This window comes from Rubneribacter badeniensis, assembly GCF_002899695.1.
GTDB classification, from domain to species: Bacteria; Actinomycetota; Coriobacteriia; order Coriobacteriales; family Eggerthellaceae; genus Rubneribacter; species Rubneribacter badeniensis.
Genome location: NZ_PPEL01000085.1, coordinates 1 through 13,034, shown reverse-complemented (window position 1 = coordinate 13,034; position 13,034 = coordinate 1). Strand labels below are relative to the sequence as shown.

General features: G+C 65.1%; 8 protein-coding genes. 5 read left to right on the top strand and 3 right to left on the bottom strand.

Annotated features, from left to right (window positions below):
- The first annotated feature begins 384 nt into the window (after positions 1-384).
- A complete protein-coding gene (locus C2L80_RS11270; protein ID WP_087197900.1) occupies positions 385-612 on the top strand; it encodes a DNA-binding protein in 228 nt (75 codons plus the stop codon).
- Between the two features lie 266 nt (positions 613-878).
- Here C2L80_RS11270 and C2L80_RS11265 read toward each other — a convergent pair whose 3' ends face one another.
- The gene (locus C2L80_RS11265; protein WP_103263221.1) at positions 879-2,438 is read right to left on the bottom strand and encodes a response regulator transcription factor; all 1,560 of its coding nucleotides are present in this window, start codon (positions 2,436-2,438) and stop codon (positions 879-881) included.
- A gap of 271 nt (positions 2,439-2,709) precedes the next feature.
- Between C2L80_RS11265 and C2L80_RS11260 the strand changes: the two genes are divergently transcribed.
- Entirely contained in the window at positions 2,710-4,515 is a 1,806-nt protein-coding gene (locus tag C2L80_RS11260; RefSeq protein WP_092197970.1) for an FAD-binding protein, read from the top strand.
- 342 nt (positions 4,516-4,857) lie between these two features.
- Positions 4,858-5,319, top strand: a complete 462-nt coding sequence (locus C2L80_RS11255; protein ID WP_239938944.1) for a hypothetical protein — start codon at positions 4,858-4,860, stop codon at positions 5,317-5,319.
- Between the two features lie 94 nt (positions 5,320-5,413).
- On the opposite strand, the gene C2L80_RS11250 is transcribed toward C2L80_RS11255, so the two are convergent.
- Positions 5,414-6,607, bottom strand: a complete 1,194-nt coding sequence (locus C2L80_RS11250; RefSeq protein ID WP_087197118.1) for an Mbeg1-like protein — start codon at positions 6,605-6,607, stop codon at positions 5,414-5,416.
- A 1,120-nt stretch (positions 6,608-7,727) separates the two neighbouring features.
- Complete coding sequence (locus C2L80_RS11245) at positions 7,728-9,158, bottom strand: helix-turn-helix transcriptional regulator (RefSeq protein ID WP_239938942.1); 1,431 nt, start codon at positions 9,156-9,158, stop codon at positions 7,728-7,730.
- Positions 9,159-9,641: 483 nt separating this feature from the next.
- On the opposite strand from C2L80_RS11245, the gene C2L80_RS11240 reads away from it, so the two are divergent.
- Together C2L80_RS11240 and C2L80_RS11235 are read left to right on the top strand one after the other, a co-directional pair.
- Positions 9,642-11,591: an FAD-binding protein gene (locus tag C2L80_RS11240; RefSeq protein ID WP_087197045.1), complete on the top strand. Its 1,950-nt coding sequence runs from the start codon at positions 9,642-9,644 to the stop codon at positions 11,589-11,591.
- Between the two features lie 280 nt (positions 11,592-11,871).
- Positions 11,872-12,765 carry a coproporphyrinogen III oxidase gene (locus C2L80_RS11235; protein ID WP_087197047.1) on the top strand — a complete coding sequence of 298 codons (894 nt, stop codon included), beginning with the start codon at positions 11,872-11,874 and terminating at the stop codon, positions 12,763-12,765.
- Positions 12,766-13,034 lie beyond the last annotated feature (269 nt).

Below are 13,034 nucleotides of genomic sequence, written 5' to 3'. Positions count from 1 at the left end.
CTAGTCGTCGGCAGCGTCAGATTTGTATAAGCGACAGCCCTTACCCCTCATCCCTTCCTCTCCCTCATCTCCTTCCCCCGGCATCCCTTTTCATGCGATAACGGTAACGAATTCTGAAGTTTTTTACTATATATTACCGAAAGTCGCCTTTCTTATCAGTTGCTTTGTCAAAATGGTAAGAATTTGAGGAACTTGGGCTGATATTTTACCGAGAAAGGAGGAAAAGAGGGTTTGATGCGCTTTCTCGCACCCCCTTACAACCAATTTTGGTAATATATCAGAAATTTTTTGGCATTTCATTACCGGATGCGATCTGATGCCGCGCCGGTTCGTGTGCGGCGGGTAGGGACGTGCAGTGCACGTGTGAGTGCGAGGAGGTGCGCGATGGGTTTTGGCTTGGTCGAGGCGTTTAACCGCGGAATGGAGGGGGACGACGGCTATGAGGTGGCCGGCATCCGCGTGAAGTGCTCGCATTGCGGCGGCGAGGCGTTCGACGAGCGAACGGCCCAGCTCAACACCGCAGGGGCCACGCTTTTCGGGCTTGACTGGGCGAACAAGAGCGCCTATGTCCTCGCTTGCAAGGCTTGCGGCCATCTGGAGTGGTTCCTGTAGCGCGGCGCGCTCTCGCGAGAGCGCGCCGTGAGGCCGCTGGGTGGGTGGCTGCCGGGGATGCGCGGCGGGGTGCGCGGGCCGAAGTGGCGCGGAACCGTCGAAGCGGCGCGAAAACAGTCGAGACGAGCGGAGCTACCGAAATGCGCATGCGAACGGAACGCGGACGGCTGTTGGAGAGCGGGCGCGGTACGATTGGAGATGGGCGCGCTCGTGCGTGATGCGGTGCGATGGGCGCAGGCTCGAACTGCGCTCGCGGGCGAGAGGGGTCAGGCGAGGCCGTTTTCCTGCTCGAAAAGCGCGATGATCTCGGCGCGGTTGTGCGTGTCGCACTTGCGGTAGATGTTGCGCAGATGGGTTTTCACGGTCGCCTCGGAGATGAACAGGGCGTTCTCGATGTACTTGAGGCCATGGCCCGTAAGCCAGAGCGCCGCCACCTCGCGCTCGCGCGGGGAAAGGTCGTGCGCCGAGGCGAAAGCGGCGATGGGGTCGGCTTTCTCGGCAGTCGCATCGGCATCGTCAACAGAGGCACCGTTCGGAGCGGTGCGGGAGACGCTTGCACCCCGGCTTTCTTCCGCGTTTGCGCCGAGGCTCCCGTTCGGCCTCGCGTGCGCGCGGTTCTGCGCCGTGCCGTCAAGTTGCGTCCCTTCTTCGCCTCCGTTCTCCTCGAAATCGATCTCAAGCACCACTCGTCCTTCGCTGAACGCGAAGCCCACGGCAATCAGGATGAGCATGATCGAAACGACGTAGAACGCTTCGATATGGGTCGCGAACAGGGGAGCGAGCGATTGCCCGAGCGTGTTTCCCACGCATTCGGCGATCCATCCGATGGCGAACACGAGATGGGCTTCGACCGGCGTCTTCTTCGCCCATAGCGCCAGTACCATCCAGGTGAGGGCTTCGGACACGATGTTGGCGTAGAAGACGAGTGCGGCGCTGATGCCGATGGACAGCATGAGCAAAAACACGCCTGCGGCGAACGCCGACAGCAGCACTTTGTACAGGGCAGACGGGTCGATGCGCCCGCGCAGGAAGAAGGCGCTCGCGACGAAGAACGCCGTCACACCGAGCGGGATGAGCAGGGAGACGGGGGAGACGGCGGTGCTGAACAGCCCGAACTCGGGTGCGAGCGATCCGATGGAGCTGACGATGAAAAACGTGATGGCCAGCCCCACGAGCGTGCGCAAAGGCACGGCGGCGGCCATGATGTCGAGCAATCCCGGCGCGGTTCGCTCGGCGGGCGCGCATGCGGCGTGCTCGATGGCCTTGCGCCCGCCCGCCGCGTCGTCGGCGCCTTTCCGCGTCCGCGGCAGCACGGCGAGGGAGACGAGCGGCAAAAGCGTGGCAAGTCCGCTTGCCGCGCGGGCAGGGCAAGCGAGGATCGCCCAGCACAGCAGCGCCGCGACGGACGCGGCGCATCCCGCCAGCACGATGATGGCGCGCGAACCCATGCGCGCGTACGCGTCGAACCATGACATGATGAGGATGATGGCGAAAAAGCCCGAGAAGGCGAGCCCCGCAATGCGCATTGCGGGAAACCCGGCGGTCGCCGGAAACGTGCACACGAACGTTCCCGCGGCCATGAACAGCGCCGAGGCGGTGACGAACGGCGTGCGGCCCACGACGGAGGGCAGCCGTCGCGATCCCACGATGCTTGCAAGGCAGGCGACAAGCCCCGGCAGCATGGACGAGGCCGCCGCATGCACGGCTCCCGGCAATCCGAACGCGGGCGACAGCAGGAGCACCACCGCCCATGCGCAGAGGCATGCGTAGCCGAGCGCGAAGCGCAACTGTGCGGGCGCGACCCCTATGGTGCGAACATCGATCACATCTACCTCCCGTGCCCATTATGGCATAAGCCCTGCGATTTCAACCCTCGGCTTCCGCAGAATCAACCCTCGCGGTTGATGCGCTGCGGGGCCTTTTCGGCATGGTGGGCGCTTGTGCATTTGTGGCATTCGGCCGGTTTCCCAAGCTCGTACGGGCTCCGGGCGCAAAATCAACCATGGGGGATGGTGCGTCTGCCGTCCTCGTTCGTCATACTGCCCGGTGTTCCGAGAGCGGTCTGGAGGGGCCGCCGTTGTAGAGAGAGGAAACGTCATGATGAAGAGCAAGCAGGGAATGAGCCGCCGCAGCTTCCTGTCGGGAGCTGCCGTCATGGGAGCCGCGCTGGCGGGTGCGGGTTTGACGGGTTGCGCGCCGAAGTCTGCCTCCGAGGCGACGGGCTCCAAGGCTGATTCCACCTCTGCGGGCGCGGGCGCGGCGTCGGGCGGCACGGTGGGTTTCGACGGCACGGGCGCCATGCCGTGGCTCGGCGAGGCTCCCGAGATCGCCGATTCCGACGTCGCGGAGGAGATCGACACCGACGTGGTCGTCGTGGGCCTGGGTTGCGCCGGAGTTCCGGCCGCCCGCGCCGCCGTGGAGGCAGGTGCGAAGGTCGTGTGCCTGGAGAGCTCCGCGAAGCTGAACAGCGCCGCCAGCGACATGGCCATCTTCGGCGGCCAGACGCAGGCCACGTGGGGCCGCGGCGACGGCTTCCTCGACAAGAAGATGGTCGTCAACATGCACATGGAGGAATGCAGCCATCATGTGAGCCAGAGTGTCATCAGCCGCTATTACGACGAATCCGGTGCCGCCTTGGATTGGTTCGTGGCTGCGAGCAAAAACCTCTACATCGCCCCGGAGAGCTATGCCGAGATCCCCGAGGAAAGCCAGGAGAACTACATGTTCCCCTACATGTACCCGGTGCCGGAGACGTACGACTACACCAAGGAGGATCTGCCCTGCTATCCCACGTCGGTGGGCTTCAGCAGCTTGGCCACGGTCATGGCCGACAACCTGCAGGTGGCCGTGGACGGCGGTGCCGACGTGCGCTACAACACGAAGGGCGTGAAGCTCATCCAGGACGACAGCGGGGCGGTGACCGGCATCTACGCGCAAAGCGCCGATTCCGACGGGTATCTTAAGATCAACGCCAAGAGCGTGGTGCTGGCCACGGGCGACTACCTGGGCAACGAGGAGATGATGAAGTTCTACGCGCCCGAGTGCGTGGAGAACGGCATCCAAATCCTCAGCATCGACATGGACAACGAGGGCAACTACACCAACATCGGCGAAGGCCACAAGATGGGTGCGTGGGCCGGTGCCGCCATCGAGCAGTGGCACGCGCCGATGATCCACCACATGGGTGGCGGCGCGGGTGCCGATGGCCGCGGCGTGATCGGCAACAACGGCTTTCTGTGGCTGAACCTGCGCGGCAAGCGCTTCATGAACGAGGATCTTCCCGGCCAGCAGCTTGAGAACCAGGTGGAGCTGCAGCCGCAGCGCAAGGCGTACCAGTTCTTCGACTCCTCCTGGCCCGAGCAGCTGCAGTACTTCCCCGCGGCCCACGGCGTGGCCTGCTTCTATCGCGAAGAGGAGCTTCCCGCCTACACCGCTTCGGGGCTGAAGATCAACGTGCGCACGGCTGCCGACATCGACGCCGCCGTGGAGGAGGGCCGCTGCCTGAAAGCCGACACGGTGGAAGAGCTTCTGGGCATGATCGACGGCATGGACGTGGAGACGGCGAAGACTTCCATCGAGCGCTACAACGAACTGTGCGCCGCCGGGGAGGACACGGACTTCTTCAAGAGCTCGCAGCGTCTGTTCGGCCTGGTGAACGGGCCGTTTTACGCCGCTGAGTGCGGGTGCGCCCTCACGTTGGGCAACTTGGGCGGCCTTGAATCCGACGAGGAGTGCCGCGTGTACAGCACCGACCGCGAGGTCATCCCCGGCCTGTACGTCTGCGGTGCCACGCAGGGCGGGCGTTTCGCCGTGCAGTACCCCATCTCCCTCAAGGGGCTTTCTGCGGGAATGTGCATGGTGTACGGCAAGATCGCTGGCGAGAACGCCGCGGCTGGCGTGTAGCCGTTCGCGTGTAGCCTTTCGACGCTGCCGATTTTGTGCGCGCTGGCGGCTCCTTTTTGGGGTGCCGGCGCGCTCGCGTGTTTCGCTGTCTTGGGGGCGTGCCGCTCGCGTGTTCCGCTTTCTGGCGCTGCTTCGCTTGCGCGCCTCGCTCCCCTTGCGGGATGCCGTTCCGTCCGCGTGTCCCGTCCTCGGGCGTCGTCCCACCCGCTTTCCCCTGGGAGGCGGGTGCCGCCCCGTTCGCACGCCCTGCTCTCCCTTTGAGGCGGGCGGGCGCTAACCCACCCGCTTTTGAAGAAGGGGTACAGTCCCGAATGGGTGAACCAACGTTTGCAAACGATATCGGTGCGCAAAGAGCTTACGGACGAATGGACGGAACGGGGCGTTCCGAAAGGGTCGGAGTTCGCCATTCTCACGGGCGAGATCCCGCAAGCGTGGTCGGGGATGACCACGCGGCAGTACAAGAACCACAAAGGGCTGACCAAGGAGAACCTGCGGGACACTATGAGCACGCTCGAATTGGTGCTCAACATGTTGGCCGAAGCGACGACTACCGAATTGTCGAAAGCCGAGGAACCCGAAGCGTTCGACGAGAGCAAGGAGATCGCTCGCCGGGGCGGCTCTGTTGCAGGCAACGCACGCAAAGAGATCGAGGCTCAAACGGGCAAACCGGTTGTCACATCGAAGAACGCACGCGATTTCCGGATGCTTCTCGGAGACGTGATAGAGGCGGCAGCGGCTGAGGTCGATGGCGAGGCTGTCGATTCCGGGGGTCTGCATGCGGCTTCGAGCGGGAAGCTCGGTTAGGGGCGCAGTCGGGGGATCGTGTCGCTTGGAGCGCTTGTTGTTCGTCCCCTTCGCGTCGCGCGTGAAGGGGATGTCTGCCCGCGGCTCAGCATCTTTAGGGCCGCGGACGGGGGTGCTGCGATGGGCGCTGCTTTGGCTTGGGGGCGAGCTTCCCCGCGAGCCCTTGGGCCATAAGGCGGGCGGCGATCTCTGCGAGGGATCCGAGGGCGGCCAGCAAGGTGTCGCGAGAGGCGGCGTCGATGTTCTTGGCGGCTTCGGCAAGCATCGTCGCGGTCTTGGCGCCTCCGAAGAACACCTCGGTGGCGTTTTGGGCGCCCGATGCCTCGACGGCTTTGAACAGCGCATCGACGATGGCGGCTGCCTCTTCGTCAGAGTAGCGCGCAAGCCACTCGGAAACGAGGGCGTCGGTGAACTTCGCGTTGTCGGAAAGGTCGTCGAGGTATTGGAAATCGTCGCCGGCGACCTCCCAGGTGAACGGGCTGTGCTCGTTGATCCCGCGTTCGGTGCTGCACACCACGAGCGGAGGCGTGTGCGACTCCATGAGCATGCCCACGATCGAGTCGTGCGGTACGGTGCGGTGGATGCGCCCTTCGAGGCGGTGCCAGTCCTCCGGCGAGAACATGCCCGCCTTGAAGCCCGGTCCGTCGTGCGTGTACACGCGCTCGATGCGATCCTGAACGGACGGTGCGGCCCGCAGGGACGCGTACAATGCGAGGTTGCCGCCTTTGGAGTGCCCTCCTACGACGAGGCGCTTCGGCAAGCGCGGCGCGACGGCCTCCAAATAGCGCACCGCATGCTCTTGAGCGGGCACGGGCGCGTCGTACGCCATGTTGAAGTCTTCGCGCCAGCCGGTGAGCGAGGCGTCGGTGCCGCGGAACCCCACGTAGGCGAACTCCTTCTTGTGGACGAACGCCATGGCGGCGAACTGCGTCTGACGGTCGGCGTCGAACAGGCTCAGGCAATCTTTGACCGTCACGTCGCGAAAGCGCGGGCTGGCTGCGAGCGCGAGCAGGTTCTCCTTCACGAGGCTTGGTGCGAGGCCGGTGAACATGTCGGCGTAGCGCTCGGCGCGCAGCAGGTCGATGAAGCGTACGGGTCGTTTGACGGACGAGAGGAGGTTGTCCACGACGGTGCCGAGCCGCTTGAACGATGCGCGTTCGCGCAGCGGTGGAGCGATGCCCTCGACGCGCACCATGCAGAATTGGGAGAGCACAGCTGAATCCACCGGATTGAACGGCTTCTCCTCGAAGGTGGCGAACTCGGTTGCCAGGTAATCGAGGATGTTCATAAGAGGCGCTCCTCGCTTCTCGCTTTGCGCTGCATGGTGCATGTCGTCCTCCATCATAGCGCGTCGTTGTTTCGCATGGCTCGAAGATTCAAGCTTGTGGGCAAAAGGTGGCTCTTCCTGTTTTGGGAATCGTGCGTTCGCCTTTGCGGATGAGAGGTTGGATTGGGCGAGTGTGACAGGGCCGGCTGTTTCCACCGTGCCGTTGGCGCACGATTGCGTGGCGCTTGGTTGCGTTGCGGAGAGACGCGCGAGGGGGCGTGCGAGGAAGATGCGCGGGTACAAAGTCCGTGAGGACGGGCGCGGCGGGTGCAGAGTGGAACAGGGCGAGAGCGACGGGTCAAGGTGGAATGATGGAGCGGAAGGGGCGAGCGTGCGAGTGAGACGGGTGCACGGGGTCGGTGGGTAGGCGGGACGACGACGCAAATGAGACGCGCGTGCGGGAGCGACGGACGGGCGCGTATGCGGGAGCGAGCGCAAGCGCAGACTTGGGGATAGGGAAGGTTTGACAGGGAGTTCGGCCAGCCTTCGCGCGTGGTGTGGGCATTTACCTGGACGCTTGCCAGGGGCGCATCGCGACTAAGCGTGTTCGCCTGAGGATAGCGCACGGCAAGCGATGCCAAGCTTTCAGGGCTGTGCTGCCGCGCAACAATTCCCTCTCTCTTTCGCGCATTCGCAAGACGGTCTGCAGCGGACATCCCCGTATTTCAGCGCTTGCGTTCTTCGCGTCGGTGTCGAAAGCGTTTGTTTGGTTGGGGTCGGGGCGATTGTTTCACGTGAAACAATCGGGCGCGCTCGGGAGAAGGCGTTCGGATGGCGCGTGCGAGCAAGAGGGAGCGTGCGGATGGCTGGGCGCTGCAATGCGGGAGCGTGCGGATGGCGCATGCAGACAAGCGGGAGCGCGCAGTCGGCGCGTACGAAAATGCGGGAGCGTGCGGACGGGCGGGAGAACTCGGATGTGCGGATGCAAGGGCCGCGAGGGCGGGTGCGAAAGCAACGCGCATTCGCGGGACGATTTCGGGGTTGTCGGGATGATGGAGGCTTCGGGACTCCGGGGCTTCGGGGCGCTGGGACGATGGGGGCTTCGAGGCGCTCGTGCGCACCTGAGAGGCGGTCTGCGACCCTATGGAACCGCCGAGGGCGTTTCTCCGTCGATGAGCGCGAGAAGCTCTTCGCGCGATCCGATTTCGAGCTTTCCGTAGATATGCCGCACGTGGGTGCGCACGGTGTTCTCGGAGATGTAAAGCTTTTCGGCCACGTAGCCGTGGTTGTACCCGCGCCCCAGGTAGTACAGCACCTCGCGCTCGCGCGGGGACAGGTGCCGCTCGGCGGCCAGCGCGTCGCATCGGCGGTGGATGTAGGTGCGGGAGTCGTCCGCGCCGCGCGGCTCGGTGCGGCGTTCTTCTCTCTGGCGCGAGCCCTGGGCGAACGAGATGGCGATGAGGGCCAGGTATCCGGCGAGCATGACGAGGCAGATCGTCCGTCCGTCGGTGCCGATGACGGCGATGCCGCGCAGCCCGCCCGCAAATGCGAGCGCGAGCAGCGCGAGGCACGAAGGAAACACGAACGCGGCGGGCAAGGGAACGCTGCGGGCGGCGCTCGCCATGCTGCACCAGATGGCGAGCGCGATCACGGCGAAGCTGGCCTGCGAGAGCACGTCTATTGCAGCGGCGGCGAGGTTGCTGTCGGTGCTGATCGTCGGAAGCGCCAGCAGAAACGCCACGGCGACGGGGTACATGGCGTGGTTGAGCAGACGCAGCGGCGACGAATCCTCCTTGTGCAAAGCGACGAGCGCGATGGAGGCGGCCAGCAGCGATGGGCCGATGAGCGATTTGAGCGCTCCGAGCGGGTCGGGAAGGCGCATCTGCTCGTTGGAAATGATAGGATCCCAGGTCAATCCGAAAATGAAGCACGTGATGCACGCTCCTGCGAGCGGCATCCACAACATGGCGAGCGCCTTGTGCAGCCGTTCGCGATCGCGTCCGTCCTCGCCACCGTCTTTGCCGTTTTGCGGCGAATCGTCGGAATCGGTCGCAGACACGGCGAGGCCGCCTGTTGCGCGCACATCTCCATCGGCGACCCTGTGCGCGGCGACGGGGGCGTTCGAGGAGACACCGGCGGTTGCGGGGTGGTCGATGTCGTCGGGGGCGCAGGGCGCATCGTTGCTGTTACCGCCGCTCGAACGGGCGATGATCAGCAACGCGATGGACGCGGCGAGCGAGCATGCGATGAGCGCCAAACCCTGCGGAGAAGGCGAGATCGGAGCCGCCAAAACGTGGACAACGGCTGTGACCATAATGCCAAGAGCGCTGTTGAACAGCAGGTTTTCCGGTTCGAGCTGCGCGAAGAGCGATCCCCATGCTACGGACAGCAAAATGCAGCCTGCGCCGAACGCCCCTCCGAATGCGGCGACGGGCGCACCGGGCAACAGCGGGGCACCTGCGTACGGTACCGCGATGAACAGCAAGCCTCCTGCGACAAGCAGGCTTGCTGTCAGCACAAAGGCGTTGCGGGTGAGATCGGGCGCGCGGCGGCCGGTGCGCTTCGCATGCACGGCGATTCCTGCGAGCGCTGCTGAGCAGCCTGCCAGTCCCCATCCGACGGATAGGGCGAAGTCGTGCAGGGGAAGCGCAGTCCCCACTTCATCGGAAGGGAGGAAGCGGATCGCGTTGAGGAACGCGGAGAACAGAAGGCCTGCTCCCCAAAGCGCAGGATGCGGTGATACGGAGGTCGTGGCGCGAACCCGGTCGGATCGCCCCCCCCCCTCGCTTTCCAAGCGTTGTGCTGCGCATGTTCCCGCTCCTCCCCGCAACGCCGCAGCGTTTTCCCTCGTAAAAGGCGAAAATCACCAAATTCAGCTATAGAGCTTGATCACGCGTGCGCCCTCGCGCACCTTGAAATCATCGCTTTCAGTGATGGCGAAGCTTCGCGTTGCATCGTAGTGTAGCCGAACGTCCGGCGCCGTACAACAAAGCCGAAAGCGCGAAGGGAGGCGTCGGAGCACGCGTTCGGCATCGAAAACGAAGGGAGAGGGAACATGGGAGCAACCTCGAAGCACACGAAGCGCAGCTGGTCGCGTCGCGACTTCCTGAAGAGCGCGGCCGCGGGTACGGTGGGCGTTGCCGCGCTTGGCGCGTTGGGAGGCTGCGCGCCGCAGCAAGCGTCGTCGGCGGGGTCGGCTGCCGAGTCGGGGTCTGGCGAGGCTGGCACGTACGATGTGATGCAGGAGCTGTCGACGTTCAACCGCGGCCAGAACCCCGATGCGAAGGCGCCCACCACGCCCGAGGAGTACATTGCACTCAAAGGCGACGGCGTGCTGTCGGCTGGCGGCGGGTGTGAGCAGTTGAACATCGAGCCCGCCGATTTCATGCTGAACAAGCCGGCATGGCTTGGCGACGCTCCCGAGATCGCCGACATCGCCGACATCGAGGAATGCGACGTGCTGGTCATCGGGGCGGGCAACGCCGGCACGGTGGCGGCGCTGCGCTGCCAGGAGTCGGGCGCGAAGGTGTTCCTCGCCGAGATGCAGACCTACGACGAATACGACGAGTACGCCTGCGACATGGCCTGCTACAACTCGAAGCTGTTCCTGGACAAGGGCACGCCCGAGATCGACACCACCGAAGTGTTCAACGAGTACATGCGCCTCTCGCGCGGCCATGCGCACCAGAAACTTGTTCGCGACTACGCCATGCGCTCCGGCGAGATGCTCGACTGGATGGTGGAGCGCATCCCGACCGAGTACGTGGAGAAGTACGCCAAGACCTCCAACTACAAGGGCAACGACAACTTCAGCGGCGAGTGCTGCGGCCAGAAGTCGTGGCCGGCCATGACGCAGTGGCGCGACGAGGAGTCGAACATCAACATGTGGCCGTTCGTCATCCGTTCGGTGCATGCGGCGTTTGAAGAGGCCGGCGGCACCATCAAGTGGGGCTACCAGGGCGTGGTGCTCGTGAAAGAGGGCGATGCGGTGACCGGGGCCGTCTTCCGGGATGTCGATGGCGCGTACCATCAGATCAACGCGAAGGCGACGATCGTGGCGGCGGGCGATTTCGGCGGCAACCCCGACATGCGCCTCGACTTGTCCGACCAGATGCGCAACCTGGCCTGGTCGTACGGCAATGATCGAACCGACGCCACCATGGTCGGCGGTATGGGCCGCGACGGCTCCGGCATCCGCATGTGCATGTGGGCCGGCGGCACCATGGAGGGCGGCCCCCGCGCCGGCCAGGCTGCAGGCATCAACGGCGTGCCGGGTTTCGCGTTCGGCGGCGCGTGGCCGTGCTTCGGCAACGACGGCAAGCGCTTCATGAACGAGACCATGGTGAAGCACGGCTCCAACGGCTATCTGGACATGCTGCCCGAGGGCTGGTTGCTGGTGAACGTGACGGACGCCAACTGGGAGGAATATCTGTCCCATCAGGGGTACGGCCACGAGACGATGGATCGCAGCTCGGACTACATGGTGGCCGAGGTGCGCGAGAACATGGCGAACTACAAGACGGGCAAGGACGGCTTCGACGTGCGCGCCTTCGCTCGCTTCGGCAAGGAGTACTCCACGGTGTACGCCGCCGATACGCTTGACGAGTTGGCCGATATCGTCGGGTACACCGGCGAGGCCAAGGAGAACTTCCTGGCCGAGGTCGAGCGCTACAACGAGCTGTGCGCGAAGGGCCATGACGACGACTGGGGCTGCGATCCACAGAACCTGTTCCCCATCAAGGACGCCCCCTTCTTCGCCTCGTTCGGTACGACGGGCGGCAACCCCTCCGGTGGCTTGTGCCAGCATGCGGCCATCTGCACCGATGGGCGCTACCAGGTGTTGACGGGCGCGAAGGAGCCTATCGCTGGCCTGTACGCCGCAGGAAACACCTGCGGGCAGCGTTACGGCATCCAGTACGCCACGCCCACGGCTGGCAACAGCTGCGGGTCGGCTCTCACCTCGGGCTATTGCGCTGCCGAGTGCGTGATAGAGGATTTGGCATAGGGTTTGCGAGCCTATTCGCGGCCGAGTCGTCCTCCTCCCTCCCTGGTGTCTCGGCCCAAAAACGCGCGGCGGCCGTGTTCGTACGGTCGTCGCGTCGGAATGCGAGGAAAAAGATGGCGCCGCATCCTTCTTCAAGTCGAACTCGCGTGACGGGAGGGCGGGGCTGTGGCGAAGGGGCGGGGGTACTGTCGCGCCCTCCCTTTCGTGTTTGCGATGCGGTGGGAGGACGGGAGGGCGCGCCCCGCCCCGTGCCTCTGGGGGAAGCGGATTGGAGCGAGCTATGACGAAGAAGCGCGATGCGATCGTGCGGGTGCGCATCCCGTTTTGCGTGAGGGACGACGCGTTCAGGCGCGGGGGCATGATCCTCGGATGGGACAGCGCGCGCATGGCGCGCTATGCGGACGCGCTCGTGGCCGAGATCGAGGCGAATGCGAGGCAGTTCGACGATTGCCGCGTGCGGGCCGTGCGGTTGGGCGGCGGCGTGGCGTCGAACGCGGGCGCGGACGTGGCTCGCATCGTGCGGGCCGTGCGACAGGCGTGCGACGTGGCCGAGGACGCGCCTGTCACCATGCGCTCGTCCATCGCGAACATAAGCGGCGCGACCATGCCGTTCTTTCGACGCGCCGGGGTGACGCGCTTCGATTTCGAGATGCTGTCGCTCAACCCCGTCGATTTCGCGCGGCTCAACCGGGTGGATGCGTTGGGCGATCTGCCCATCGTCTGCGACCATTTTCTGCACTCCTATGCGAACGACTCGCTGGGCCTTGTGCTGGCGTTCGGCCATCGAGCGCGCGAAGGGGAGGACGGCGCGCTCAACGTGCGGCGCACGGCGCTCGCGGCGGCTCGCTCGCATGCGACGCACGTTGAGCTGGCGCAGGTGGCTTCCGAGCTTGCGGCGTCGCCCGAAGAGGTCGCGCGTCAGCTGGGCGGGATGCGCGATGCGCTGGCCGGGCGCGGGTTCGTCGAGTACCTTCCGCTGCGTTTTGCGAGGGAGGGCAAGCGGGATCGCCTCGCGCTCCTTGAGGAGGCGGGCGCTCCCTGCATCGGCTTCGGGTTGGGCGCGGTCACGCGCATCGATGGCGTCGAAAGCGCGAACACGCAGGATCTGGAGCGCTACTGCGCCGCTTCGGGCGATTTTTCGGCCATCACCGCGAAGGTGCGGGCGATGGGGTAGTCATGCGGGCGCAAAGAGGCGCGGCGGCGTGCGTGCTGGGTGGCGTGCGCGCTGGGTGCTTCGCTCGTGCGGCGATGGGGGCGTATGGCGCTTGAGGGTGGAGCGTGCGCGGAAATCGCGCGTTTTTGGCCACCAAACCGCGTTCGGGGGTGCGGACGTTTTTCCGGACGGCCTAGGCGGCCAGCCCCAGCCGCCTCCTGCGGCCGGCTATCGTATCGTACACCTTGCGCCCTCCCTCGTCGAACGCCTTCAGCCTCCCCTCCCGGTAC

Excerpts from the sequence above, each read along its gene's own strand:
- C2L80_RS11270 (WP_087197900.1), top strand. The coding sequence starts at position 385 with ATGGGTTTTGGCTTGGTCGAGGCGTTTAACCGCGGAATGGAGGGGGAC.
- C2L80_RS11260 (WP_092197970.1), top strand. The coding sequence starts at position 2,710 with ATGATGAAGAGCAAGCAGGGAATGAGCCGCCGCAGCTTCCTGTCGGGA.
- C2L80_RS11250 (WP_087197118.1), bottom strand. The coding sequence starts at position 6,607 with ATGAACATCCTCGATTACCTGGCAACCGAGTTCGCCACCTTCGAGGAG.
- C2L80_RS11240 (WP_087197045.1), top strand. The coding sequence starts at position 9,642 with ATGGGAGCAACCTCGAAGCACACGAAGCGCAGCTGGTCGCGTCGCGAC.
- C2L80_RS11235 (WP_087197047.1), top strand. The coding sequence starts at position 11,872 with ATGACGAAGAAGCGCGATGCGATCGTGCGGGTGCGCATCCCGTTTTGC.